Below are 24,740 nucleotides of genomic sequence, written 5' to 3'. Positions count from 1 at the left end.
GGCAGGTCATGACTCAGGAATCAGAACGCGAAGACCTCGATCACAAGCCGGAAAACGCCGGCAAAGTGGGCGAGAAGAACAAGCAGCTCAATGAAAAGGGCGAGCAGCCACGGCCTGCAACCGAGCCTGATCCGCAGAAAGACCGCTGATCAGAGCAGACCCTGCTCGGCGCACACCTTGACCACCTGTTCGCGGAACCAGCCGTTGGCTTCGTCCTGATCGGCGTGGGCGCTCCAGACCATGTCCAGGCTGAAGCCCGGCAGGTCAGGTGGCAACTCGTAAACGGCTATCCAGGGCTCGTTGCACAAGAGCGTCTGGATGCGCCGTGGCAATACCAGTATGAAATGTGTACCTTCCAGCAACTGCAAGGCTGCCCGGTAACTGTTGGCCCTGGCCACAATGTGGCGCTCCAGGCCTTTGCTCTGAAGCCAGCCATCGACCATGTTGGTGTCCGAGGTCCACGGCGTCGGATAGACGTGATGCCTTGAGGTGAACGTCTCAAGGTCGATCAGCGCGCTCACTGGTGCCGACTGGCTATCCATTACGCAGACCAGATCGTCTTCCAACAGCACTTGGGCAATCAGGCTGTCGGGCACCCGGTGAAACCCGGGACCGAAACACAGCGCCAGATCGAAACGGCCGTCAATGAGCCGCTCGACTGGCAAGTGCCTGTCCAGTTTCTGAACGTTGACCGCCACCGAGAAGCCCGCAGCGACGAAACCGCGCAACAGATGCGGCAGCACCAGCAGTTCAAAGTATTCAGGAGCGCAGACCGTGAAGGTGGTTTGCCCGCTGCTCGGGTCGAACAACTTCAACCCGTCATGGCAGAGGTTGACCTGGTGCAGTATCTGCTGCACGTGGCCGTGCATGGCAATGGCCTTGCGGGTTGGACGCATGCCGTTGCGGGTGCTGATGAACAGGTCATCCTCGAAATTGGCCCGCAGCTTCTTGAGGCAGTAACTGACTGTGGACTGGCTGACATTCAGCGCCTCCGAGACCAGCGTCAGGTTGCGCTGCTCGAAGACCGAGACGAAGATCATCAGGTCCTGCATGTCCAGCTTTCTGAGGGCATTACTGTTGAGCATCGAGTCATCTCGTTGGCACTGCGATCAAGGACCGGATCAGCACCAGCAAGATAACATCAAAACGCAATCAGGCCGTCTTACCTTCAGCACTACCGGCATGTGCTGACGATTCGTGCAGGTGTCGGGCGTAGTGTCGCGGATCAAGACGCACAACCATCAGCAGCATCACAGCGACCAGCCCGATCAACGACCACCACGCGCCTGCGAAACTGCCGGTCACGTCACGAATCACGCCAGCCAGCAAGGGTGACAGGCCGGCGATCAGATAACCCACACCCTGGACGAACGCGGTCAGACTGCCTGCCTGCTGCGGGTCATCGTAGTGATCCATGGAGACGATCAGGCTCATGGGGAACAGGCCCCCGATGCCCAGACCCAGCAGGCCGGTCCACAGCAGGCTCAGTTGCTGCGGCATCAGGATAAGACCGACGAAGCCCGCCATGATCAGCCCCAGCAGAACTGCCAGCACCAGACGCTTGTCGCGACTGCGATTGGCCAACGCTGGCGTCACCAGACCCGACACCACTTCCATCAGGGTCATGAAGCCCAACAACAGTCCAGCGTCCTGCTCACTCCAGCCATTTTCAAGGTAATACGGTGCCAGCCAGGCCAGGGCACAGGTGTAGGACGCAGTGCCCAGACCAAAAAAGACGCCCAACATCCAGGCCCTCGGCATCCGCGAAAACGCCTGTTTGCGAGGTGCTGCGGACGATACGCTGCTCTGGAACGCATGACGTTGAACCACCCAGAAACACAACGCCAGCAGCGCCAGCGCAGCCCAGATCGCCAGGCCGAACCGCCAGTTGCCGCTGAGACTCAGCATCAGCGGACTGAAAGACGCGGCAATCGCCGCGCCACCCATGATCGCCGTGACGTAAAGGCCCATGCACAACGAGACATTGTCCTTGAAGCGTGACTTGATCAGCGCTGGCATCAACGCCTGAATCATCGCGATGCCCAGCCCCGCCAGCACAGCGCTGAAGATCAGTTCAACCGCAGAGTCGAGAAACAGCCGCGCCAGTGTCGCCACACCGATCAGCGCCAGCGAGACCGTGATGGTCCGATAGGAACCGACACGAGTGGCAATGCCCATGCCGACGAACATTGCCAATCCCATGGCCATGACCGGCAGCATGGTCAGCAGTGAAGCCATGCCGAATCCCAGCGAAATGTCCACCCGGATAGCCGACAACAATGGGCCGACCGCTGCCATCGAGGGGCGCAGGTTCAACGCCACCAACACGATGGCGACCATCAACCAGACACCTTGAGAAGCTGACCCGCGAGCACCTTGCATATCATTATCTTCCTTTTAAAGAAGTGATGATTAGGCCGGGGTGAGTGACACGGGGCAAATCAAAAAACAGGCAGCGCTATCGATAAATCAGTTCGAACCTTTGACGATCAGGCGCTCTGGCGACGGCAACTGCAGGCTGCGACATGGCCTTCATGCGCGGCTTCAGACGCGGATTGCGGCGAAGTTTCAGACGTGGCGACCTCATCGACAGCCATCCACCAGGTCATCCCGCGGCAGGGATAATCCAGGTAGTACGGCTGGCCCATCATGGGCGTGGTGATGGTCACGTTCTGCTCCCAGGCCAGGGCCAGAATCCGGTCGAACGGCTCGTGCCAGGCGTGCATCGACAGGTCGAAGGTGCCGTTATGGATCGGCAACAGCCAGCGACCGCGCAGGTCAAGGTGCGCCTGCAACGTCTCTTCGGGCTGCATATGCACCTGGGGCCATTCCACGTTATAGGCGCCGGTTTCCATCAGGGTCAGGTCGAACGGGCCGTATTGTTCGCCAATGGTCTTGAAACCATCGAAGTAACCGCTGTCGCCGCTGAAGAAAATCCGTTGCTGATCGTTGATCATCACCCAGGACGCCCACAACGTCTGATTGCTGTCGCGCAAGGTACGCCCCGAGAAATGCTGGGACGGAGTGGCGACGAACTCGATGCCCTCCACTTCCGTGGACTGCCACCAGTCCAGTTGTCGCACCTTGTGCGCGGGCACACCCCATTCGATCAGCGTATCGCCCACGCCCAGCGGCGCGATGAAATGCTCGGTCTTTGCCATCAGCGCCTTGATCGCCATACGGTCCAGGTGGTCGTAATGGTTGTGCGAAAGGATGACGGCAGTGATCGGTGGCAAATCCTCCAGACTGATCGGCGGCTGGTGAAAGCGCTGCGGTCCGGCCCATTGCACCGGCGACGCCCGCTCGGCAAACACCGGATCGGTCAGAAAGAAGCGGTTGCGCAGTTTCAGCAGAACAGTGGAATGCCCGAGTCGGTAAACCGTGTTGTCCGGCGCGGCCAGCAGTTGCTGACGCGACAGCGGCTGTACCGGCACCTTGCCCGCCGGACGGGTGTCCTTGGGTTTGTTGAACGCCTGATCCCAGAAAATGCCCAGCGTTCGAACGAGGCTGAACGGTTTCATCGGCGCATGATTACGATAACGCCCCTCGTGACGAGACAGGACGGGCAGTGAAGAGACATCCGTTTTCTGGTGGGTCGTGGCCATGGTTTGCTGACTCCCTGGGACAGGTTGAGGCTCAGCCGTGCAAAAGTGTCTGCTATTACGTTGCAGGAGTCTGATGTCAAGCATGTGGCATCGACAACATCGCTTCAAATGTGTAACAGTGCATTACACTACACGGTGTAGTTTTAAGCTTGCATGATCCACCGCGACAAGTAAACTGCCGAGTGTAATTTTTCTCTAAACGCACGTTTGAAGCGAACCTATGACAGCTCCCATGCGCCTCACCGATCAGAAACGCGAAGCCATCGTCCTGGCAGCCATTGCCGAGTTCGGTGACCGTGGTTTCGAGGTCACCAGCATGGACCGCATCGCCGCGCGGGCCGAGGTTTCCAAGCGCACGGTCTACAACCACTTTCCCAGCAAGGAAGAGCTTTTTGCCGAGATCCTCCAGCGTCTCTGGAACTGCTCTCCCCCGCAGTCAGACGTGGTGTATCACGCCGATGTCGGTCTGCGCGAACAGTTGAGTGATCTGTTGACGGGCAAAATGCGCACCCTCAACGACAGCAGTTTTCTGGACCTCGCACGGGTCGTGGTCGGAGCAACCATCCATTCGCCCGAGCGCGCCCAGGTCTGGCTGGCGCGCATCAACGAGCGCGAGGAAACCTTCAGCGCCTGGATTCGCGCCGCGCAGAAGGACGGACGACTGAAGCCGGTCGATCCGGGCTTTGCCGCCACGCAGGTGCACGCGTTGCTCAAGTCGTTCGCGTTCTGGCCGCAGGTGACCTTTGGCGCCGCCCTGCTCAGCCCGGAAAAGCAGAACGAAATCGTCGAGTCGACCTTGAATCTGTTTCTTGGCTGGTACGAAAAGCCAACCGAGTCCTGAAGGGCCGCGAAAAGCACCCCGGAGACTGACATGCTGTACGACTTGCTGATCCGTGATGCATTTGTGATCGACGGTAGCGGCGCAACCGGTTATCGCGCCGACGTCGCCATCCATGACGGACGCATCCTGCGCATCGGCGCACTTCAGGACGTCTGCGCAACCGAAGAAATCGATGCTCATGGTCTAGTCCTGACACCCGGATTCATCGACGTGCACACCCACGATGACACCGTGGTAATCCGCAAGCCCCAGATGCTGCCCAAGATCAGCCAGGGCGTGACCACCGTCATTGTCGGCAATTGTGGTATCAGTGCTTCGCCGGTCAGCCTGGCCGGTGACCCACCTGATCCGATGAACCTGCTCGGGCCAGCCCGCGAATTCGTCTACCCACGCTTTGCCGATTACCGTGCCGCCGTGCAGGCCGCCCGGCCAGCTGTCAATGTCGCGGCCCTGATCGGTCACACCGCCCTGCGCAGCAATCACATGAAGGACCTGCTGCGCACCGCCAGCGCGGGCGAGATCAGCGCCATGCGCGAGCAACTGCGTGACAGCCTGGCAGACGGCGCGCTGGGGCTGTCCACCGGACTGGCCTACGCATCGGCCTTCAGCGCCGAGACCGACGAAGTCATGCAGCTTGCCGAAGAACTGACGACCGTCGGCGCTGTGTACACCACGCATCTGCGCAGCGAGTTCGAGCCGGTGCTGGAGGCCATGGACGAAGCGTTTCGCATTGGACGTCATGCACAGGTGCCAGTGGTGATTTCACACCTCAAATGCGCAGGCGCGGGCAACTGGGGGCGCAGTCCACAACTGTTATCAGCCCTGGAAAACGCTGCCGCCAGTCATCCGGTGGGCTGCGACTGTTATCCCTATGCGGCCAGTTCCTCGACGCTGGACCTCAAGCAGGTGACCGATGCGTTCAGAATCACGATCACCTGGTCCACACCGCACCCTGATCAGGGAGGACGTGACCTGACTGATATCGCCGCCGACTGGAATCTCTCTCTGGAAGAAACCGCACGCCGGTTGCAGCCTGCGGGCGCTGTGTATTACGGGATGGACGAGGCTGATGTGGAACGCATCCTCAGCCATCCGCTGACCATGATCGGCTCTGACGGCCTGCCGGAAGATCCCTTTCCGCATCCGCGCCTATGGGGCGCGTTCCCCAGGGTGCTCGGGCATTTCAGTCGCGACCGCAAACTGTTCGAGCTGCACACCGCCGTGCACAAGATGACCGGACTTTCGGCTGCGCGCTTCGGACTGCTGCAGCGCGGTTTGATACGTGAAGGTTATTGGGCGGATCTGGTGTTGTTCGACCCGCAGCGCATCAGGGACGTTGCCGATTTCAAGGACCCACAACGCGCCGCCGAGGGCATCGAGCGCGTCTGGGTCAACGGCCGATTGAGCTACGCCGACGGTGTCGGGCAGACCGAACGATGGGGGCAGTTTCTGCCCCGCACCGATTCGCTGGTGGATGGCTTCAAGGCGGGTTGACCACTGGCGCATTGATCAACCGACGATGCTGCCTCGGCACTCACCGAAGCCGATCGATACCTGCCCTGCACGATGACAACGTGCCCGCAGAATCACTTCATCGCCGCGTTCCAGAAAGCGTCGTTCCTCGCCATTGGGCAGGGCTACCACCTGTTTCCCGCCTTCGGTCATTTCCAACAGACTGCCGAACTGCCCCGGCTGCGGGCCGGACAAGGTGCCGGTGCCGAACAGGTCACCCGGCTGCAACTTGCAACCGTTGACACTGTGATGCGCCACCATCTGCGCTACGGTCCAGTACATGTTCAGCGAATTGCTCACGGCCAGACGATGGGGCTGCGCGCCAGCGGCTTTCATTTTCTCCGTCAGCAGCAGGACTTCCAGTTCGATGTCCAGTGCGCCGCCCTGTTGATCCGTCTGATCGAGCAGATACGGCAACGGCTGAGGATCGCCTTCGGGACGCGCCGGCTGGGCGCTGCGGAAAGGCTCCAGCGCTTCCGCTGTCACCACCCAGGGCGAAATCGTGGTCGCGAAACTCTTGGACAGAAAAGGCCCCAGCGGCTGGTATTCCCAGGCCTGAATGTCGCGTGCCGACCAGTCGTTGAGCAGACAGAACCCGGCGATATGTTCGCTCGCCTGCCCGATGTCGATGGCCTCGCCCTGCTCGTTGCCCGGGCCGATCCAGACCCCCAGTTCCAGCTCGTAGTCCAGACGCTTGCAGGGACCGAAGGTTGGTACGTCCTGGCCCGCCGCAAGGGTCTGGCCATTCGGGCGTTTGATCGAGGTGCCCGATGTGCAGAGAGTCGAGGCCCGACCGTGATAGCCGATGGGCACATATTTGTAATTGGGCAGCAGCGGATTATCGGGCCGGAACAGCTTGCCGACGTTCAGTGCATGATGAATTCCGACGTAGAAATCGGTGTAATCGCCCACCCTGGCTGGCAAATGCATCTTGCAGTCGCTCATGGGCAGCAGCAAATGCTCGGCGTTGGCTTGAGGTGGATTGGCCTCATCCAGGCAGTGCAGCAGCGCTGTGCGCAAGGTCCTGCGCGCATTGGCGCCAAGGGCAAAGAAATCGTTGAGTTGATCGCGGCTGGCGATCCCGGCGACCTCGCGTGCAGGGCCGTCGAAAACACCGGCCTGCACGGCAGCCTGCAGATCAAGAATGCTGTCGCCGATGGCAACGCCGCCACGCGGGCCGGAATCTCCGTGACTGAACACACCCAATGGCAGGTTCTGCAGAGGGAAATCAGCGTGGCCGTTGGCGGACGCCACCCAGCTGCGGCGGTTCGAAGCGGTAGTCATCAGGGCAGTTCCTTGTGGAAGGTCTTGGCCATGCCGTTCCAGCAGGCGTCGTAATCGGTCTGTAGTTGCGGACAGTCCAGCGCATGACGACTGGGGCGCAAGACCTTGCCGGTCTCGAACATGAACGCCATGGTGTTCTCGATCTTGTGCGGCTTGAGCTCGGCGGCGGTCGCTTTTTCTGCCGTGACGTTGTCAGGCCCGTGCGCGCTCATGCAGTTATGCAGCGAAACGCCACCGGGCATGAAGCCTTCGGCCTTGGCGTCGTAGGCACCTTCGATCAACCCCATGAATTCGTTCATCAGGTTGCGATGAAACCAGGGCGGCCGGAAGGTGTTTTCCGCCACCATCCAGCGTGGCGGAAAGATCACGAAGTCAACGTTGGCCTGTCCATGGATAGCACTTGGCGAGGTCAGCACGGTGAAAATCGACGGGTCGGGATGATCGAAGCTGACGGTGCCGAGGGTATTGAAGCGGCGCAGATCATACTTGTAGGGCACGTTGTTGCCGTGCCAGCCGACCACGTCGAACGGCGAGTGATCCAGTTGCGTGGCCCACAGTTCGCCGAGAAATTTCTGCACCAGCTCCATCGGTTCGTCACGTTCCTCGAACCAGGCAACCGGCGCCATGAAGTCCCGCGGATTGGCCAGGCCGTTGCTGCCGATCGGCCCCAGATCGGGCAGGCGTAACGCACAGCCGTGGTTCTCACACACATAGCCACGCGCATCGTCGTCGAGCAGGTGTACGCTGAACTTCATGCCGCGCGGCACTACGGCAATTTCCTGCGGCTCGATGTCCAGCAGGCCCAGCTCGGTAACCAGTCGCAGGCGCCCCTGTTGCGGCACGATCAGCCATTCCCCGTCAGCGTTGAAGAACGCCCGCTGCATCGACGCGTTGGCCGTATACACATACGCACTGACGCCCTCGGCCTGATCCGCTGCCGAGGTGCTGGCCAGGGCGATCAGGCCGTCGAGAAAGTCGGTGGGGTCATCGGGGATATCGAAGGCATTCCAGCGCAAGCGGTTGGGCGTGATCGGCCCCTGCCCGGCTCCGGTGATCTGTCGTGTCATGCGCTGATAGGCAGGATGCGCGGCAGACGGCTTGATGCGATAGAGCCAGCTGCGTCGCGCTTCGTCACGCGATACCGTGAACGCTGTTCCAGACAACTGCTCGGCGTAAAGGCCCAGCGGATGCTTCTGCGGCGAGTTCTGCCCGAAGGGCAACGCGTCGGGCAGCGCTTCGCTGCTGAACTGATTGCCGAAGCCGGTCTGATAGGTCAACGGCTGTTGCGGGAAGTGTGCAGGCATCTGGACCTCTTGTTGTTATGGGTCGAGCGACTGAAAAAGTGTAACAGGAAGCGTAAGGCAATTACGCATAACGTAATTTGAGTTTGCAGGCCGGTCAAGCTATAAAGTTGCCTTCCCAGACCGGCGCATTCCCCCATGACCGAAGAGACCGATAGTCCGGCCAACGGACGCCAACAGAAGGTCCAGGCTGCTGAAGTCGGCCTTGGCGTGCTCAAGGCTCTCGCAGAGCTGTCACCTTCCACACCGCTGTCGAAACTGGCCGAACACCTGGGCATGCCCGCGGCCAAGGTTCATCGCTACTTACAGGCGCTGGTCGCCAGTGGCTTCGCTGAACAGGACACCGTCACCAGCCATTACGGCCTGGGCCGCGAAGCGTTGCAGGTCGGTCTGGCATCGCTGGGCAAACTGGACGTACTGAAAATCGCCGCACCCTGGCTCGCGAATCTGCGCGACGAGCTGAATCAGACCTGCTTTCTGGCGGTGTGGGGCAACAAGGGGCCGACCGTGGTGTACGTCGAGCCGTCGCTGGGTGCGGTGACGCTGGTCACACAGATCGGATCGGTACTGCCGTTGCTCAGCTCGTCCACCGGTCTGGTGTTCGAAAGCTTTTTGGCCGCTGCCGAAACCACGCCGCTGCGCGAGCAGGAAGCTCCGCACCTGAATGCCGCCCAGTTGAAGGAAATCGACCGTCATCTGACGCAGATCCGCACAACCGGCGTACATCAGATTCAGGGTTTGTTGATGCCTGGCATTAACGCCGCATCCTGCCCGCTGTTCACAATGGGCAACAAGCTGGCGGGCGTGATCACTGTCGTGGGGCCGGGCTCGATACTGACCGAGCAGGTGCAGAGCATTGCGGCCACGCGCCTGCTGGAAACGGCAACCGCCATCAGCGAACGCATGGGCGGCTCGATGCCTGTTTGAGCGCAATGCCCGGCGCTGAACGCACCGGGCATCAACCTCATCAATCGGCGGTCAGTACGCCACGCTTGATCTGATCCCGCTCGATGGATTCGAACAGGGCCTTGAAGTTGCCTTCACCGAACCCGTCGTCACCCTTGCGCTGGATGAACTCGAAGAACACCGGCCCCATGAGGGTTTCGGAGAATATCTGCAGCAGCAGACGACGTTCACCGCCGTCGGAAGAACCGTCGAGCAGAATGCCTCGGGCTTTCAACTCATCCTCGGGTTCGCCATGGTTTGGCAGACGACCCTGGAGCATCTCGTAGTAGGTATCCGGCGGCGCCGTCATGAAGCGCATGCCGATGGATTTTAGGGCGTCCCAGGTCTTGATCAGGTCGTCGGTGAAGAACGCGACGTGCTGGATACCTTCGCCGTTGAACTGCATCAGAAACTCTTCGATCTGCCCTGCACCCTTGGACGACTCCTCGTTCAGCGGGATACGGATCATGCCATCAGGTGCAGTCATGGCCTTGGAGGTCAGCCCGGTGTATTCGCCCTTGATGTCGAAGTAGCGAATTTCGCGGAAGTTGAACAGCTTCTCGTAGAAGTTGGCCCAGTACGCCATGCGCCCGCGATAAACATTGTGCGTCAGGTGGTCGATGAACTTCAGGCCCGCACCGACCGGATGACGGTCCACACCCTCGATGAAATTGAAGTCGATGTCATAGATCGAGGTGCCTTCACCAAACCGGTCGATCAGGTAGAGCGGCGCGCCGCCAATGCCCTTGATCGCCGGCAGACGCAGCTCCATCGGCCCGGTGGCGATTTCCACCGGCTGCGCACCGAGTTCCAGCGCGCGGTTGTAGGCCTTCTGTGCGTCCTTGACCCGGAATGCCATGCCGCACACCGATGGACCGTGCTCGGCTGCGAAGTACGACGCCAGGCTGTGCGGCTCGTTATTGAGGATGATATTGATCGCACCCTGACGATACAGGGTCACGTCCTTGGAACGATGGGTCGCCACCTTGGTGAAGCCCATGATCTCGAACACCGGTTCGAGAGTATCGGGGGTCGGCGAGGCAAATTCGATGAATTCAAAGCCCATCAGGCCCATCGGGTTTTCGTAGAGATCAGCCATGTCTGGCTCCTAGCAGGAAAGTGGAAAGCGGAAAAAGATTGCCGTCACAGTCCTGCGGGTGGCGCACACGGAATGCCTCGCACGCTGCGGGCGAGGAAGTCACCGAAAATCAGTTGCAGTCCAAGAATCTTCATAAGGCCAGCCTACTCCGGCTTGTCCGATTGTGCATCAGGGTGCGCCTGTGAAAAGGCCGGATGTTGCAACGCTCGCTGCTCAACCTGACGAATCCTGGGAAAGGCGTCGAGGCCGACATTAAAGCGATGCGCGGCATACAGCTGGGGCAACAGGTAAACATCGGCGATGCCGGGCGTGTCGCCAAAACAGAAAACTTCGCCGTCGATCAACTGCTCTACCGCATCCAGACCTTCGTTGATCCAATGGCCGATCCAGTCTGAAACGACCTGTTCGTTCTGGCCAAGGCTGCGCAATCGGTTGAGCACCGACACGTTGTGCAAAGGGTGGATGTCACACGCGATGATCGCTGCGACGGCACGCTGACGGGCGCGCAGGATCAGGTCACCGACCAGCAAGGAAGGTGTCGGATAGCACTCTTCAAGATATTCGATAATGGCAGGCGACTGCGTGATCACATCGCCGTCGTCCAGGCGCAATGCAGGCACCCTGCCCTGCGGATTGATCGAACGATATTCAGGTGTGTGCTGCTCGCCGCCGTCGCGAATCAGGTTGACCGGAATCGCCACAGGCTCAAGTCCCTTGAGGGCCAACGCAATACGCACCCGGTAGCTGGACGTCGAACGGTAATAAGTGAACAGATCCACCGAAGCCACCTGCTGGAACGCACCTGGCGTTGCCTGTTGTTATTTTAATCGTGTTTTTCGTAATTGATTTACGTATTGCGTAAACTGCGTGATCACTGAACACATGTCAACACACGTCTGTGTTAGCTCAGGTCCAGCCCTCCAGCCGCAGCGTCGCGCGGACCAGCCTTTGCTCTTCATTTTCAATCTCGCGCAGGTTGTCACTGACGCTTTGAATGTGCGCCAGCGCGGCCTTGCGCGCCTGTTCCGGTAGACGGCCGGTGACGGCGTTGTACAGACGGGCATGCTGGCGATCAATCTGGCGCTTCTGTGGCTCCCGGTGATACAGGTTGTTGACCGAGGCAAATACCGTGTTCAACAGAAGATCGGTCAGCGAACGCAGGGTCTGCACCAGCACCGGGTTGTGCGAGGCTTCGCAGATGGCCAGATGAAAGGCGTGATCGAGGCGCGCGTGCTCGCTGGCCGACAGCTCGCTGCCTTGCGCGGCGACCAGTGCGTCGTAGCTGCGGGTGATCAGCACGAAGTCCGCATCGGTGCCACGCAACGCCGCCAGCCGCGCCGACTCGCCTTCCAGCAGGCTGCGCACTTCGAACAGGTCATAGAGCGTGCGCGGCTGTGAGCCGAACAGGTGCATGAGCGGCGAGGTGTGCTGATCGGCATTCATCCGCGCGACGAATGACCCCTTGCCCTGCCTCGTTTCGATGATGCCCCGCGCCCGCAATAGCTTCAAACCTTCACGCAACGCAGTTCGCGACACGCCGAGCTTTTCGGTGAGGCGTCGTTCGGAAGGCAGCAACTGCCCGACCTTCAGCACGCCGTCGACGATCAGCCGCTCGATCCGCTCGCAGACCACGTCTGCGACCTGGGGAGGCCTTGGGGTGGGTTCGTTGTTCATGAGGTCTCCGCTGAAGAAACGCTATCTTTTCTGTGGGAGGCGCTTTCGGTCAGTCAATCACGTGCACCTGATGAGGCGCGGACAAGCCAACTGGTATGACCAGTAAAGCCGAGCTAGAGCAAATCAGTTCAAATACAACACAAGCATTTGATTTATATAGACTAAAAAAACACTATCTGAAATCAGATGCTCAAAAACTGGTTCGACCAGCGCTTTGCGCCATAGACACTACGTCCCATACCCTCAATGATGCAAGTCAACCGTTAGCCCGATAAAAACAATCCTGGGTTGCCTGATGAACATTCTTTACGACGAACGCCTCGACGGCGTGCTGCCTGTTGTGGACAAGCAACAGTTGCTTCACGACCTTCAACAGCAGTTGCCCGATCTGGACATTCTGCACCGTGCCGAAGAGCTGCGGCCCTACGAGTGCGACGGGTTGTCCGCCTACCGCACCACGCCGTTGCTGGTGGTGCTGCCGCGCCATATAGAAGAGGTGCAGACGCTGCTCAGGATGTGCCACGAACGACGCGTGCCGGTGGTGGCTCGCGGGGCTGGCACCGGGCTTTCGGGCGGTGCATTGCCGCTGGAGCAAGGCGTGCTGCTGGTAATGGCCCGTTTCAACCGGATTCTGGAGATCAACCCCGCTGCCCGTCTGGCCCGAGTTCAACCGGGCGTGCGCAACCTGGCCATTTCCCAGGCCGCAGCGCCCCACGGCCTGTATTACGCGCCAGACCCCTCTTCGCAAATTGCCTGCTCCATCGGCGGCAACGTGGCTGAAAACGCGGGCGGTGTGCACTGCCTCAAATACGGGCTGACCGTGCACAACCTGCTCAAGGTCGAAATCCTCACCGTCGAAGGCGAATACATGACGTTGGGCAGCGACGCGCTGGATTCTCCCGGCTTCGACCTGCTTGCGCTGTTCACCGGCTCGGAAGGCATGCTCGGCGTCATCACCGAAGTGACCGTCAAACTGCTGCCCAGGCCGCAAGTCGCCAAGGTGTTGCTGGCAGCGTTCGATTCGGTGGAGAAAGCCGGGTGCGCGGTGGGTGACATCATCGCGGCGGGCATCATCCCCGGTGGGTTGGAGATGATGGATAACCTGGCGATCCGCGCCGCTGAAGATTTCATTCACGCAGGCTACCCGGTCGACGCCGAAGCGATTCTGTTGTGCGAGCTGGACGGTGTCGAAGCCGATGTCCACGATGACTGCGCACGCGTGCGCGAGGTGCTGACGCTGGCGGGCGCCACAGAAGTGCGTCAGGCGAGAGACGAAGCCGAGCGTGTGCGTTTCTGGGCTGGTCGCAAAAATGCGTTCCCGGCGGTCGGCCGCCTGTCACCGGATTATTACTGCATGGACGGCACGATACCGCGTCGTGAATTGCCCGGCGTGCTGCGCGGCATCAGCGAACTGTCCGAACACTACGGCCTGCGCGTGGCCAACGTGTTCCATGCCGGAGACGGCAACATGCACCCGCTGATTCTGTTCGATGCCAATCAGCCCGGCGAGCTTGCGCGCGCAGAGGAACTGGGCGGAAAAATCCTTGAACTGTGCGTCAAGGTCGGCGGCAGCATCACCGGCGAGCACGGCGTCGGGCGGGAAAAAATCAATCAGATGTGCGCGCAGTTCAACAGCGATGAGCTGACCCTGTTTCATGCAATCAAGGCCGCCTTCGACGCCAGCGGCTTGCTCAACCCCGGCAAGAACATCCCGACGCTGCATCGCTGTGCAGAGTTCGGCGCCATGCATGTGCATGCCGGACAACTGCCCTTCCCTGATCTGGAGCGCTTCTGATGATTGCACAGGACAGAGACGCCAGCGCCAGCCTGCTCGATCAGGTCAGCCAGGCCCTGCACGACGCCACACCACTGCGCATTCAAGGCGGCAACAGCAAGGCATTTCTCGGCCGTGAAGTGTCAGGCGAGGTGCTCGACACTCGTCCTCACTGCGGCATCGTCAGTTACGACCCGACCGAACTGGTCATCACCGCGCGTGCCGGTACTCCGTTGAGCGAACTGATGCAGACGCTTGAAGATGCCGGTCAGATGCTGCCCTGCGAACCACCGACCTTCGGCAATGCCACGTTGGGCGGCATGGTCGCGGCCGGGCTGTCCGGCCCGCGTCGCCCCTGGAGCGGGTCGGTGCGCGATTTCGTACTGGGCACCCGTGTGATCACCGGCCATGGCAAGCACCTGCGCTTCGGCGGCGAAGTGATGAAGAACGTTGCGGGCTACGACGTCTCGCGTCTGATGGCAGGCAGTATGGGTTGTCTGGGCGTGCTGACCGAGGTGTCGCTCAAGGTGCTGCCAAGGCCGCGCCTGTGCAGCAGTATTGCGCTGGAAATGGACAGCGCCCGCGCGCTGACGAGCCTGACGGAATGGGGCCAGCAGCCGATGCCGATCAGCGCCGCCAGCCATGATGGAAAGGTATTGCGCCTGCGTCTTGAGGGCGGCGAAGGCTCGGTGGCCGCTGCACACGACAGACTGGGTGGCGAAAAGCTGGAGCCGACCTACTGGCAGGCGCTCAATGAACAGCGCCTGCCGTTCTTCGATGACCCGCGCGCGCTGTGGCGCCTCTGCGTGCCAGCCGATACCGGTGTGCTGGATCTGCCGGGCGAGCAACTCATCGACTGGGCCGGGGGACAGCGCTGGCTGAAATCCGATGCCAGCGGCGAGGCCATTCGCGCCATGCTCATCGCTGTGGGCGGGCATGCGACCTGCTACACGCCGGGGCACCATGACTGCCCGTTCCAACCCCTGGCCACGCCGCTGCTGCGCTACCACCATCAACTCAAAGCCAGGCTGGACCCGCAAGGGATCTTCAACCCCGCCCGACTGTACGCGGAGCTCTGAACCATGCAGACCACCCTGAGCGAACAGGCCAGACAACTGCCCCGCGCCGAAGAAGCCGAACGTATCCTGCGCAGTTGCGTGCACTGCGGTTTCTGCAACGCCACCTGCCCGACCTACCAGTTACTGGGCGATGAGCTGGACGGTCCACGCGGACGGATCTACCTGATCAAGCAGGTGCTGGAAGGCAGTGAAGTCACCGAGAAAACCCAGTTGCACCTGGACCGTTGCCTGAGCTGCCGCAACTGCGAGACCACCTGCCCGTCGGGCGTCGATTATCACAATCTGCTGGACATCGGCCGCGCTGTCGTCGATGCCGCGGTGCCCCGTCCGTTGGGGCAACGGCTGCTGCGTGAAGGCATGCGCAACGTGGTGCCCAACGCAATCCTGTTCAAATCGCTGACCCGCATGGGCACCATGTTTCGCCCGCTGCTGCCGGGTATGCTCAAAGACAAACTGCCAGACACGATTCACCCGACAGGCGTCCGTCCGGTCACTCGCCAGGCACGTCAGGTGTTGATGCTGGAAGGCTGCGTGCAACCGGCGCTGTCGCCCAACACCAACGCGGCCACCGCACGCGTGCTGGACCGTCTCGGCATCAGCGTCACGCCCATCAGCGAAGCGGGCTGCTGCGGCGCAGTGGATTACCACCTCAATGCGCAGGAAGCCGGACTGGACCGTGCACGGCGCAACATCGACGCGTGGTGGCCAGCCATCGAAGACGGCGCGCACAGCATCGTCCAGACGGCCAGTGGCTGCGGGGCGTTCGTCAAGGATTACGGTCATTTGCTGCGCCACGACCCGGCCTACGCCGAGAAAGCCGCGCAAGTCAGTGCAAAGGCCCGGGATCTGGTCGAAGTGCTGCGCGACGAACCTCTGGAAACGCTGGGCATCAAAATCGACACGCGGCTGGCATTCCATTGCCCGTGCACCTTGCAGCATGCGCAAAAGCTGGGTGGCGAGGTCGAACGGGTGCTGACTCGTCTAGGCTTCAACCTGACCGTTGTACCGGATGGCCATCTGTGCTGCGGCTCGGCAGGCACTTACTCGGTCACGCAGCCGGTCCTGGCCCGCCAGTTGCGCGACAACCGCATGAACGCGCTGGAAAGCGGCAAACCTCAGGTGATCGCTACGGCAAACATCGGTTGCCAGACGCATCTGGCGAGCGCCAATCGAACGCCGGTGCGGCACTGGATCGAGCTGATCGATCAAGCACTTAACGGAATCCACTGAACAGTTCCACACCCTTTCTCAGGAGAACACATGAAAATCAAAGCCGTTTTGACCCAGAACGAAGTCAGCCAGATGCTTGTCGCTGCACGCGAAGAAGCCCACACCAATGGCTGGGCGGTGGCGATTGCCATCGTCGACGACGGCGGCCACCTGCTGGCGTTCGAACGCCTGGACGACGCCTCGCCGATCAGCAGCTACATCTCCATCGAAAAAGCCCGCACCTCGGCATTGGGCAAGCGCGAATCCAAGGGCTACGAAGAGATGGTCAACGGCGGCCGCACGGCATTTCTCAGCGCCCCGCTGCTCACCTCGCTGGAAGGTGGCGTGCCGGTGATCGTCGACGGCCAGGTGATCGGCGCGGTCGGCGTATCCGGCGTGAAGGCCGATCAGGATGCCCAGGTCGCCAAGGCAGGTGTCGCGGCGCTGAATGCGGATTGAGGGTCCGACACCTCAAACAGTTCGTTCCCACGCTCCAGCGTGGTAACGCCGCCCAGGACGCTCCGCGTCCGCTCTTGAACGTGACGCAGAGCCTCACAGTATGCATGCCAACGCGGAGCATTGGCACGAACAGAACCTTGACCAAGGACCTTTCCAATGACCGACTTCATCAAATGCCAACGCCTCAAGGTGGCCGTCAATCTGCAACGCTTCGTCGAGGAAGAGGTCCTGCCTGGCACCGGACTGGACCCGGAAGCGTTCTGGGAAGGCTTCGATGCGCTGGTCCATGAACTGGCCCCGCGCAATCGAGAATTGCTGGCCGAGCGTGAGCGCCTGCAGGCCGAACTGGACGCCTGGCACAAGAAGCATCCCGGCCCGATCAGCGACATGCCCGCCTACCGCGAGTTTCTGACCTCCATCGGCTACCTGCGCCCGGTGCCGGAGCAGGTCAAGGCAACGACTTCCAATGTCGATCTGGAAATCAGCGAGCAGGCAGGCCCGCAACTGGTGGTTCCCGCCAGTAATGCCCGCTACGCGCTGAACGCCGCCAATGCCCGCTGGGGTTCTTTGTACGACGCGCTGTACGGTACTGACGCCATCGATACGTCCAACGGCGCCGAAATCAGCGCAGGCTACAACCCGCTACGCGGTGCCAAGGTGATTGTGTTCGCCCGCGAACTGCTCGACGAAGCCGCGCCGCTTGCCAGCGGCAGCCACATCAATGCCCGCAATTACCGCATCGAAGACGGCCAGTTACGCATCGCGCTGGCCGATGGCACCCAGACCGTTCTGCAACAGCCGGAAAAGTACGTCGGTTTTCAGGGCGAGCCAGCCAAGCCTGACGCGATCCTGCTCAAGAACAATGGCCTGCACATCGAGATCCAGATCGACCCACGCCACCCGGTCGGCAGCAGCGATGTGGCCGGAATCAAGGACCTGCTGCTGGAGTCGGCACTGTCCACCATCATCGACTGCGAAGACTCGGTGGCCGCCGTCGACGCCGATGACAAGATACAGGTGTATCGCAACTGGCTGGGTCTGATGAAGGGCGACCTTGCCGCCACACTCGACAAGGGCGGCAAGCCGGTCACGCGCACTCTCAATCCGGATCGGTCCTACAAGGCAGCGAATGGCGGCGAACTCAAACTGCGCGGCCGTTCACTGCTCTTCATTCGTAACGTCGGCCATCTGATGACCAACCCGGCGATCATCGACCACGACGGACATGAGATTCCCGAGGGCATTCTGGATGGTGTGATGACCAGCCTGATTGCACTTCACGACCTCGAACGACGCGGCAACTCCCGCGCAGGCAGCATCTACATCGTCAAACCGAAAATGCACGGCCCGGACGAAGTGGCGTTTGCCGATCAACTGTTCAGCCGGATCGAGGACGTGCTCAAACTGCCTCGCCATACCGTGAAGATGGGCATCATGGACGAGGAGCGGCGTACCAGCATCAACCTCAAGGCGTGCATCGAAGCAGCCTCGGCGCGGGTCGCGTTTATCAATACCGGCTTTCTGGACCGCACCGGCGATGAAATTCACAGCGCCATGCAGGCAGGTCCCGTGCTGCGCAAGGGCGAGATGAAAAACGCGCCGTGGATCAAGGCGTATGAGCGCAGCAACGTACTGGTGGGACTGGCCTGCGGACTGAGAGGACGCGCGCAGATCGGCAAGGGCATGTGGGCGATGCCGGACCGCATGGCGGACATGCTGGAGCAGAAAATCGGCCATCCGCAGTCCGGCGCCACCACAGCCTGGGTGCCATCGCCGACGGCCGCGACCCTGCACGCCCTGCACTATCACCGTGTCGACGTGAGCGCCGTTCAGCAGACGCTCGAACAGGTGAGTCTGGAGGACGTCAGGGAACAACTGCTCAATGATCTGCTTACCATCCCGGTGGTCGCCGATCCGCAATGGACCCTGGAGCAGATTCGCGAAGAGCTTGAGAACAATGCCCAGGGTCTGCTCGGCTACGTGGTCCGCTGGGTCGAACAGGGCGTGGGCTGTTCCAAGGTGCCGGACATCCACGATGTCGGGTTGATGGAAGACCGGGCGACGCTGCGTATCTCCAGTCAGCACATGGCCAACTGGCTGCTGCACAAGGTGGTCGATGCCCAGTACGTGCAAAGCGTGCTGGAGCGCATGGCCAAGGTGGTGGACAAGCAGAACGCCGGGGACGCGCATTACCAAGCCATGGCGAAGGACTTCAAACACTCGTCAGCGTTCAGGACTGCCTGCGATCTGGTATTCAAAGGCTGCGAGCAGCCTGCCGGTTACACCGAGCCGCTGCTGCATGAGTCCAGACTCGCGTTCAAGGACGGGACGCATCCATAGTTCACACGCACTACAGTGCCGAATATTTCTCTGGCCCGTACGCGGTGCCTGGAGAAACATTCGGCGTATGTCTGACGGAAGATAATTGAAGCGCTGGTGACGGCGGGATCGGTGCAGGTAACGCTAGAGCGTGTAGATGGAGATCCAGTTCATATCGGTATGAGTGCTGTACAGGCGGGTACCTGCCCCGTTCAGCACCGAGCCTCCCATGGACGGAAAGAAGGCCACGCAACTGACCGTTCCCTTGACCGTGTCGATTCTGTACACATCGAAGTTGCAGGTATAAACCGCGTACACGTAACGGTCATCCGGCGTAATGCCGATGATGCTGACCGGATAGCCCTGTGCGCCGATTTTCTCGCGGTAGAACATTCTGCATGTGGTCGCATCGACCACGTACACCTCATCAATCCCTCCGACGTACAAACGGGTTCCGTCCGAACTGACTGCCAGTGACCTGGGATCGGTGAAGCCGAGAATGTCGTGCTGCAGGTAACTGACCGTACCAATGGCGGAGACGGCTGTCGTACCAATGCCGTCCGCCAGTGCCGAGGCGTATACACAGTCGTTTCCGGGACCGACGCCGAGTGCCAGCGAGGCGTTGGACAAGGTGCCCAGATCGAAATCGTTGACGACGCTGTAGTGCTCCGTCTCGATCTGGCGGATCAGCCCGCCCGGTGCATACTGGAACGACAGGTAAATGAATCGGCCGTCCAGGCTGCAGACGATCCTGTTGACGCTGCCCGAGGGAATGACCCTGATCACCTCGCGCGTGAGGGTGTTGATCACAAAACACTTGTTATAGCCGGCCGTATAAAGTCGCCTGCCGTCGGGGCTGAGGGTAATATCGCCCGCCCCGGCCCCCTTGATACAGCTCACTACGCTCGATGTCTCGACATCGACCACGCTGATTTCTCTACCGTTTTCATGAGACACATAGAGCGTCTTTTCATCGGGGCTGATGACGATTTCCTTGGGCACGAAACCCAATGGAATGATGCCTGTCAGCCATGCAACGTCCAGCGGTACTCCTGCGCCGTCCGGATCTGCCATGTGGGTAAAAGCGTTTACGTCCTGAGATGCTTTTTTGTGCATGTCACTCACCTGTGAATAGGTCTCGCGAGACCGCCACGATGGGGGGAAAGACAGGAAGGTACGGCCCCATCAACAAACGATGTGGCGACTGTACTTATGCCACTCGGATCCAAAAACCTCAGGTCATTGAATACTGGCCGGGACGGGTTGGGTACTGACAGAAATGACAGTTTGAGGCGGGATGAAAGTGGTGGCAAAAAGCGCTTTTCAGGGTTGAAAGGCAACGCCATCGGGGGCTGGCGTCAACACCGGAGAGGCATAAGCAGGTGGCTCACCATTGGTCAGCAACCTGCTCACGGCTGAATCACGAACTCTCGCGCACCACCAGTTCGAAGCCCAGATCAACCCGTGCCTGCTGGGACACGCCGTCGAGCAAACCCAGCAGCACCTGCGCGGCGCGCTGGCCCACTTCCTGGCGCGGGGTGCGAATGGACGTCAGGCGCGGCACCATGTGCGCCGAGCCCGGCAGGTCGTTGAAACCCACCAGCGAAACCCGTTGCGGAACGGCGACGCCGAGACGCAAGGCCTCCAGTGACGCGCCCTGCGCCAGGTCATCGTTGCAGAAGAAAATGCCGTCGACATCAGGGTGCTCATCCAGCAGCCGGGCGAACAGTTCGCCGCCCAGGCCAATCGACGATGGCAACGGAGTCGTGACTTGCAATCCGGCATCGAACAGGCCGGCGTCTTCCAGAACCTGACGAAAGCCCGCGCCGCGCTGCAGTACGCGCGTATCGAGCTGGGCCGCCATGTAGGCCAGCCGCGTGCGTCCACGGCCGAGCAAATGAAGGGCTGCCTGAGCACCCGCCTGTTCCTGGGAGAAGCCGACACTGTAGGCACCCTGACGAGCATCCAGCTCCATCATGTGCACGCAGGGAATGCCACTGGCTTCCAGCATCTGATGCGATGCAGGTGTGCGGTCAAAGCCGGTGAGCAGAATCCCCCTCGGTCTGTTGACCAAATGGTTGCGCAGCAGCTTTTCCTCTTCTTCCGGGGAATAGTGATAGTTGCCGATCACCACATCCAGGCCGCGAGGACGCAGCACATCCTGAATGGCTTCCAGGGTCTCGATGAACAGTTGGTTGGACAGCGATGGCACCAGCACCACGACCGTCTGGCTGCAGGATGAAGCCAGCGCACGCGCTGCGGGGTTGGCGACATAGCCCAGGCTCTGGGCCGCGGCACGGACCTTTTCCACCAGTTCCGGTGCCACGGTCGTGACACCGCGTAACGCACGGGATGCGGTAATGGGGGAAACCGCGGCAAGGCGGGCAACTTCGTTGAGGGTCGGACGGCCGGTAGAGCGGGAACCAATGCGTATCATGCGTTGCCAACTAACATAGGGGTTGCCAAATGTGTCGAATGCCCCATAAGGTAGCGCTGTCTCATGGACCGTGACAACGCTTTATCGCTGGTTTCACATTTGCCGCCCGCGCCGGGTCGCCACGGAGAACAGCCTCCGATGTGTATTGTTGAACCCAAAACAACGACAAGAACTGGAACAGCTCAGGCTGGACACGATGTCCACCGGACAAAGACAGCGCTGTCTCCAGACGAGGTGCCTACTGTGACAACTGCGAATACTGCTATTTCCGCCCTCGTGGTGATGGGTGTTTCGGGCTGCGGCAAAAGTGCCGTGGGCGCCGAGATTGCTCTCAAGAGCGGAGGTCGCCTCATCGAAGGTGATGCCTTCCACCCACCGGCCAACATCGAGAAGATGAGCGCCGGAACCCCCCTCAACGATGACGACCGTGCCGGCTGGCTGACCCGCCTGGGTGAAGAACTGGTCGCGGCGCTCGCCCGTGGCGAACACCCTGTCCTGACCTGCTCGTCCCTCAAGCTGATTTATCGCCAGCGCCTGCGCGACGCCGTTCCGGGTCTGGGTTTCGTTTTTCTGGAACTGACCAAAGAACTCGCTGCCGAACGTTGCTCGCACCGTCCGGGGCACTTCATGCCCGCAAGCCTGGTCGACAGCCAGTTTGCAACGCTCGAGCCTCCGTACGGCGAACCTCTCACATTGGTGGTCGATGCAACCCAGTCCATCGAAGAGATTGGCACGCAAGCGGCAGCCTGGTGGAAAGACTCCCACGCCTGATAAAGGCGTGAGTGCAAAAGACAGCGCTGTCTTGCACACACGAAGCACTGATGACGCTGGCAGTAGCTGGTAGCACCCCAGAATAATAACCGGAGAGACACCCATGTTCGGTATGACCCACGAGACGTTTCTGCTAGTCGATGCGTTGGTGACCATCGTCGGCCTTGTGCTGCTGATCACCCAATTCAAGGTCCACCCTTTCGTCGCGCTGACCCTGGCGGCTGGCTTCCTCGGCCTGACCTCCGGGATGCCGGTGGAAAAAGTCATGAAATCCTTCCAGGACGGCTTCGGCGGCGTGCTGGGCTTTGTCGGCATCATCCTCGGGCTGGGCACCATGCTCGGCAAGCTGATGGCCGATTCGGGTGGCGCGGATCAGATTGCGCAGACCCTGATCCGCACCTTCGGCAAACAGAAAGTCCACTGGGCGATGATGTTTTCCGCGTTTCTGGTGGGCATCCCGCTGTTCTTCGAAATCGGCTTCGTGCTGTTGATCCCGCTGGTGTTCATCGTGGCGCGTCGCACCGGTGTGTCCATCGTCAAGATCGGCATCCCGTTGCTGGCAGGCCTCTCGGCCGTGCACGGTCTGGTTCCGCCGCACCCGGGTCCGCTGTTGGCCATCGGCATCTTCGGCGCTGATATCGGCAAAACCATTTTCTACGGCCTGATCATCGCGCTGCCGACCGCAATCATTGCCGGCCCGATCTACGGCAAGTGGATTTCCAAATACATTCCCGGCACACCGTCGCAGGAATTGATGGATCAGATCGCCAAGGAATCGAGCACCGAGAACCTGCCAGGTTTCGGCATCACACTGGTGACGATTCTGCTGCCCGTGTTCCTGATGCTGCTCAAGACCTTCGCTGACGTTGCGTTGCCGGAAGGCAACATGTTCCGCATCTGGATGGACCTGATCGGTCACCCGATCACTGCCCTGCTCGCGGCCTTGCTGCTGGCGTTCTACACTTTCGGTGCCGCACGCGGTTTCGACCGTGCAAAGATCATGAAACTGCTGGACCAGAGCCTGGCGCCGGTCGCCGCCATCGTACTGATCGTCGGTGCAGGCGGTGGCTTCAAGCAGATGCTGGTCGCCAGCGGTGTGGGTGACGTGATCGGCCACATGGCGGTGCAGGCGCAGATCAACCCGATCATGCTCGCATGGCTGGTGGCTGCGGTGATTCGCGTGGCAACCGGTTCGGCGACCGTTGCGACCATCACTGGCGCAGGCATCGTGGCACCGGTCGTGGGCCTGATTCCTGGCGTTAACCGCGAATTGCTGGTGCTGGCCACAGGTGCGGGCTCGTTGATCCTGTCGCACGTGAACGACGCAGGCTTCTGGCTGGTCAAGCAGTACTTCAACATGACCGTAGCCGAAACCTTCAAGACCTGGACCGTGATGGAAACCATCCTCTCGGTTGTCGGCCTGATCTTCATCATGCTGCTGTCCATGGCGCTTTAAGCTTAAAACGTCCAGCACCTTTGGGGGCCAGCAGGCCTGCAAAGGTGCAAAACTCACCGCTCTGCCCTTCCGTGTTTCCCTCATGCCCCCCTGATTATCTTCCTGACCCTGCCCGCCCCCTACATAACCTGCGTTTGCTGCCGACAACATGACAGAGCGATTCGATGCGCGTCTGCGAAACCTGTCTGAAAGCTGTTTCCTACGAGCGCCTACAACGCTTTCAGTTGAATTTTCGGAAAGCTCAGGCAATGTTTCAAAGTCATGCCTACGCTTAGGAACAACGCGGGATCAGGCCGCTCAATCGCCTCCAGCACAGTCATGGCAAACCCGATTTGTGCGCCTGATCACGTTACTTTTTAAGTTGCACCAGTAAATACGGGCATTCTCAGGCCAAAACGGGCAGAATTGGCGCACTCGTCGTACCGTGGATGCAAATCCCGATGACAAGAAAATGAACCGAGGGAATTAAATTCACCACCGCAACGTCTTATGACGGATGCATTTGGATGCACTCGGCAACAATCACCACGCAAAGGCAAACGCCAGCCTCTTGAGAGAGGCATTTTCAAGAGGCCATCAAGGAAAAGATTATGTTGATACTCACTCGCAAAGTTGGCGAAAGCATAAATATCGGTGACGAGATCACCGTGACGATTCTTGGCGTTCAAGGGCTTCAGGTCCGGCTGGGCATCAACGCACCCAAAAATGTGTCTGTACACCGTGAAGAGATCTACAAACGCATTCAGGCAGAACTGGCTCCAAACCAGGACCCACAATAATTCCCTCGCCACACCCCCTTATTCAATGCTGATCTGCCCTCGTGGCGGGTCATCAGCCGTACGGCGTCTCTCATGACGCCGTTTTTTATGCCCATCCTTTTTCTGCCCGCTGCGGCACGACCATTTGTCACCCTCTCGGAACATCGCCAAAAAAACACCGGTCGACTCTCTGCAAGCAAGCACATCAATGCCAGCC

Annotated in this window: 22 protein-coding genes; 12 read left to right on the top strand and 10 right to left on the bottom strand. The window is 60.3% G+C overall.

Annotation, left to right across the window (positions count from 1 at the left end; translation table 11 throughout):
* The first annotated feature begins 8 nt into the window (after positions 1-8).
* A complete protein-coding gene (locus AC0IXS_RS24670; RefSeq protein WP_004882646.1) occupies positions 9-149 on the top strand; it encodes a hypothetical protein in 141 nt (46 codons plus the stop codon).
* Here AC0IXS_RS24670 and AC0IXS_RS24665 read toward each other — a convergent pair whose 3' ends face one another.
* From AC0IXS_RS24665 to AC0IXS_RS24655, 3 genes are all read right to left on the bottom strand, one after another.
* Positions 150-1,085, bottom strand: coding sequence for a LysR family transcriptional regulator (locus AC0IXS_RS24665; RefSeq protein WP_122667801.1), 936 nt, complete (start codon positions 1,083-1,085; stop codon positions 150-152).
* A 67-nt stretch (positions 1,086-1,152) separates the two neighbouring features.
* Positions 1,153-2,382 carry a cyanate transporter gene (locus tag AC0IXS_RS24660; protein WP_137203265.1) on the bottom strand — a complete coding sequence of 410 codons (1,230 nt, stop codon included), beginning with the start codon at positions 2,380-2,382 and terminating at the stop codon, positions 1,153-1,155.
* A 107-nt stretch (positions 2,383-2,489) separates the two neighbouring features.
* Entirely contained in the window at positions 2,490-3,605 is a 1,116-nt protein-coding gene (locus AC0IXS_RS24655) for an MBL fold metallo-hydrolase (protein WP_057410795.1), read from the bottom strand.
* 220 nt (positions 3,606-3,825) lie between these two features.
* Here AC0IXS_RS24655 and AC0IXS_RS24650 point away from each other — a divergent pair, with 220 nt between their 5' ends.
* Entirely contained in the window at positions 3,826-4,446 is a 621-nt protein-coding gene (locus AC0IXS_RS24650) for a TetR/AcrR family transcriptional regulator (RefSeq protein ID WP_057410796.1), read from the top strand.
* A 30-nt stretch (positions 4,447-4,476) separates the two neighbouring features.
* The gene (locus AC0IXS_RS24645; RefSeq protein ID WP_471825930.1) at positions 4,477-5,940 is read left to right on the top strand and encodes an N-acyl-D-amino-acid deacylase family protein; all 1,464 of its coding nucleotides are present in this window, start codon (positions 4,477-4,479) and stop codon (positions 5,938-5,940) included.
* A gap of 15 nt (positions 5,941-5,955) precedes the next feature.
* On the opposite strand, the gene fahA is transcribed toward AC0IXS_RS24645, so the two are convergent.
* On the bottom strand, positions 5,956-7,242 hold the full coding sequence (fahA, locus tag AC0IXS_RS24640) for a fumarylacetoacetase (protein WP_057410798.1): 1,287 nt from the start codon (positions 7,240-7,242) through the stop codon (positions 5,956-5,958).
* On the bottom strand, positions 7,242-8,546 hold the full coding sequence (gene hmgA / locus AC0IXS_RS24635; RefSeq protein WP_122667806.1) for a homogentisate 1,2-dioxygenase: 1,305 nt from the start codon (positions 8,544-8,546) through the stop codon (positions 7,242-7,244). The genes fahA and hmgA overlap by 1 nt, the downstream gene beginning before the upstream one ends.
* A 135-nt stretch (positions 8,547-8,681) precedes the next feature.
* Here hmgA and AC0IXS_RS24630 point away from each other — a divergent pair, with 135 nt between their 5' ends.
* Entirely contained in the window at positions 8,682-9,470 is a 789-nt protein-coding gene (locus AC0IXS_RS24630; protein ID WP_057410252.1) for an IclR family transcriptional regulator, read from the top strand.
* Positions 9,471-9,510: 40 nt separating this feature from the next.
* On the opposite strand, the gene hppD is transcribed toward AC0IXS_RS24630, so the two are convergent.
* The 3 genes from hppD to glcC form a co-directional block, all read right to left on the bottom strand.
* Positions 9,511-10,587, bottom strand: a complete 1,077-nt coding sequence (hppD, locus tag AC0IXS_RS24625) for a 4-hydroxyphenylpyruvate dioxygenase (protein WP_057410251.1) — start codon at positions 10,585-10,587, stop codon at positions 9,511-9,513.
* Between the two features lie 143 nt (positions 10,588-10,730).
* On the bottom strand, positions 10,731-11,366 hold the full coding sequence (maiA, locus tag AC0IXS_RS24620; protein ID WP_057410250.1) for a maleylacetoacetate isomerase: 636 nt from the start codon (positions 11,364-11,366) through the stop codon (positions 10,731-10,733).
* Positions 11,367-11,493: 127 nt separating this feature from the next.
* Positions 11,494-12,261 carry a transcriptional regulator GlcC gene (gene glcC, locus AC0IXS_RS24615; protein WP_057410249.1) on the bottom strand — a complete coding sequence of 256 codons (768 nt, stop codon included), beginning with the start codon at positions 12,259-12,261 and terminating at the stop codon, positions 11,494-11,496.
* Positions 12,262-12,556: 295 nt separating this feature from the next.
* On the opposite strand from glcC, the gene glcD reads away from it, so the two are divergent.
* The 5 genes from glcD to AC0IXS_RS24590 all read left to right on the top strand — a co-directional run bounded on the left by glcD (position 12,557) and on the right by AC0IXS_RS24590 (position 19,122).
* Positions 12,557-14,056: a glycolate oxidase subunit GlcD gene (glcD, locus tag AC0IXS_RS24610; protein WP_471825927.1), complete on the top strand. Its 1,500-nt coding sequence runs from the start codon at positions 12,557-12,559 to the stop codon at positions 14,054-14,056.
* Complete coding sequence (gene glcE / locus AC0IXS_RS24605) at positions 14,056-15,114, top strand: glycolate oxidase subunit GlcE (protein WP_471825925.1); 1,059 nt, start codon at positions 14,056-14,058, stop codon at positions 15,112-15,114. Before glcD ends, glcE begins: the two co-directional genes overlap by 1 nt.
* A 3-nt stretch (positions 15,115-15,117) precedes the next feature.
* Positions 15,118-16,344, top strand: a complete 1,227-nt coding sequence (glcF, locus tag AC0IXS_RS24600; RefSeq protein ID WP_471825923.1) for a glycolate oxidase subunit GlcF — start codon at positions 15,118-15,120, stop codon at positions 16,342-16,344.
* A 30-nt stretch (positions 16,345-16,374) separates the two neighbouring features.
* On the top strand, positions 16,375-16,782 hold the full coding sequence (locus AC0IXS_RS24595; RefSeq protein WP_004882661.1) for a heme-binding protein: 408 nt from the start codon (positions 16,375-16,377) through the stop codon (positions 16,780-16,782).
* A gap of 156 nt (positions 16,783-16,938) precedes the next feature.
* Entirely contained in the window at positions 16,939-19,122 is a 2,184-nt protein-coding gene (locus AC0IXS_RS24590; RefSeq protein ID WP_471825921.1) for a malate synthase G, read from the top strand.
* A gap of 123 nt (positions 19,123-19,245) precedes the next feature.
* Here the strand turns inward: AC0IXS_RS24590 and AC0IXS_RS24585 are convergent, their stop codons facing one another.
* The gene (locus tag AC0IXS_RS24585; protein WP_193557055.1) at positions 19,246-20,175 is read right to left on the bottom strand and encodes a YncE family protein; all 930 of its coding nucleotides are present in this window, start codon (positions 20,173-20,175) and stop codon (positions 19,246-19,248) included.
* Between the two features lie 346 nt (positions 20,176-20,521).
* On the bottom strand, positions 20,522-21,538 hold the full coding sequence (gene gntR, locus AC0IXS_RS24580) for an HTH-type transcriptional regulator GntR (RefSeq protein ID WP_471825919.1): 1,017 nt from the start codon (positions 21,536-21,538) through the stop codon (positions 20,522-20,524).
* Positions 21,539-21,820: 282 nt separating this feature from the next.
* Here gntR and AC0IXS_RS24575 point away from each other — a divergent pair, with 282 nt between their 5' ends.
* The 3 genes from AC0IXS_RS24575 (at position 21,821) to csrA (ending at position 24,544) form a co-directional block, all read left to right on the top strand.
* Entirely contained in the window at positions 21,821-22,309 is a 489-nt protein-coding gene (locus AC0IXS_RS24575; protein WP_122503037.1) for a gluconokinase, read from the top strand.
* A 103-nt stretch (positions 22,310-22,412) separates the two neighbouring features.
* Positions 22,413-23,765 carry a GntP family permease gene (locus AC0IXS_RS24570; RefSeq protein WP_029243774.1) on the top strand — a complete coding sequence of 451 codons (1,353 nt, stop codon included), beginning with the start codon at positions 22,413-22,415 and terminating at the stop codon, positions 23,763-23,765.
* A 590-nt stretch (positions 23,766-24,355) separates the two neighbouring features.
* Positions 24,356-24,544: a carbon storage regulator CsrA gene (gene csrA, locus AC0IXS_RS24565; RefSeq protein WP_002554157.1), complete on the top strand. Its 189-nt coding sequence runs from the start codon at positions 24,356-24,358 to the stop codon at positions 24,542-24,544.
* Positions 24,545-24,740 lie beyond the last annotated feature (196 nt).

Source organism: Pseudomonas sp. AC016, assembly GCF_979253365.1.
The sequence above is the reverse complement of the archived record's forward strand: the minus strand, read 5'-3'. Positions and strand labels throughout refer to the sequence as shown.

What these genes read in the sequence shown, in the direction of transcription:
- AC0IXS_RS24670 (WP_004882646.1), top strand. Translation starts at nt 9, where the DNA reads ATGACTCAGGAATCAGAACGCGAAGACCTCGATCACAAGCCGGAAAAC.
- AC0IXS_RS24665 (WP_122667801.1), bottom strand. Translation starts at nt 1,085, where the DNA reads ATGCTCAACAGTAATGCCCTCAGAAAGCTGGACATGCAGGACCTGATG.
- AC0IXS_RS24660 (WP_137203265.1), bottom strand. Translation starts at nt 2,382, where the DNA reads ATGCAAGGTGCTCGCGGGTCAGCTTCTCAAGGTGTCTGGTTGATGGTC.
- AC0IXS_RS24655 (WP_057410795.1), bottom strand. Translation starts at nt 3,605, where the DNA reads ATGGCCACGACCCACCAGAAAACGGATGTCTCTTCACTGCCCGTCCTG.
- AC0IXS_RS24650 (WP_057410796.1), top strand. Translation starts at nt 3,826, where the DNA reads ATGACAGCTCCCATGCGCCTCACCGATCAGAAACGCGAAGCCATCGTC.
- AC0IXS_RS24645 (WP_471825930.1), top strand. Translation starts at nt 4,477, where the DNA reads ATGCTGTACGACTTGCTGATCCGTGATGCATTTGTGATCGACGGTAGC.
- fahA (WP_057410798.1), bottom strand. Translation starts at nt 7,242, where the DNA reads ATGACTACCGCTTCGAACCGCCGCAGCTGGGTGGCGTCCGCCAACGGC.
- hmgA (WP_122667806.1), bottom strand. Translation starts at nt 8,546, where the DNA reads ATGCCTGCACACTTCCCGCAACAGCCGTTGACCTATCAGACCGGCTTC.
- AC0IXS_RS24630 (WP_057410252.1), top strand. Translation starts at nt 8,682, where the DNA reads ATGACCGAAGAGACCGATAGTCCGGCCAACGGACGCCAACAGAAGGTC.
- hppD (WP_057410251.1), bottom strand. Translation starts at nt 10,587, where the DNA reads ATGGCTGATCTCTACGAAAACCCGATGGGCCTGATGGGCTTTGAATTC.
- glcC (WP_057410249.1), bottom strand. Translation starts at nt 12,261, where the DNA reads ATGAACAACGAACCCACCCCAAGGCCTCCCCAGGTCGCAGACGTGGTC.
- glcD (WP_471825927.1), top strand. Translation starts at nt 12,557, where the DNA reads ATGAACATTCTTTACGACGAACGCCTCGACGGCGTGCTGCCTGTTGTG.
- glcE (WP_471825925.1), top strand. Translation starts at nt 14,056, where the DNA reads ATGATTGCACAGGACAGAGACGCCAGCGCCAGCCTGCTCGATCAGGTC.
- glcF (WP_471825923.1), top strand. Translation starts at nt 15,118, where the DNA reads ATGCAGACCACCCTGAGCGAACAGGCCAGACAACTGCCCCGCGCCGAA.
- AC0IXS_RS24595 (WP_004882661.1), top strand. Translation starts at nt 16,375, where the DNA reads ATGAAAATCAAAGCCGTTTTGACCCAGAACGAAGTCAGCCAGATGCTT.
- AC0IXS_RS24590 (WP_471825921.1), top strand. Translation starts at nt 16,939, where the DNA reads ATGACCGACTTCATCAAATGCCAACGCCTCAAGGTGGCCGTCAATCTG.
- AC0IXS_RS24585 (WP_193557055.1), bottom strand. Translation starts at nt 20,175, where the DNA reads ATGGCAGATCCGGACGGCGCAGGAGTACCGCTGGACGTTGCATGGCTG.
- gntR (WP_471825919.1), bottom strand. Translation starts at nt 21,538, where the DNA reads ATGATACGCATTGGTTCCCGCTCTACCGGCCGTCCGACCCTCAACGAA.
- AC0IXS_RS24575 (WP_122503037.1), top strand. Translation starts at nt 21,821, where the DNA reads ATGGGTGTTTCGGGCTGCGGCAAAAGTGCCGTGGGCGCCGAGATTGCT.
- AC0IXS_RS24570 (WP_029243774.1), top strand. Translation starts at nt 22,413, where the DNA reads ATGTTCGGTATGACCCACGAGACGTTTCTGCTAGTCGATGCGTTGGTG.
- csrA (WP_002554157.1), top strand. Translation starts at nt 24,356, where the DNA reads ATGTTGATACTCACTCGCAAAGTTGGCGAAAGCATAAATATCGGTGAC.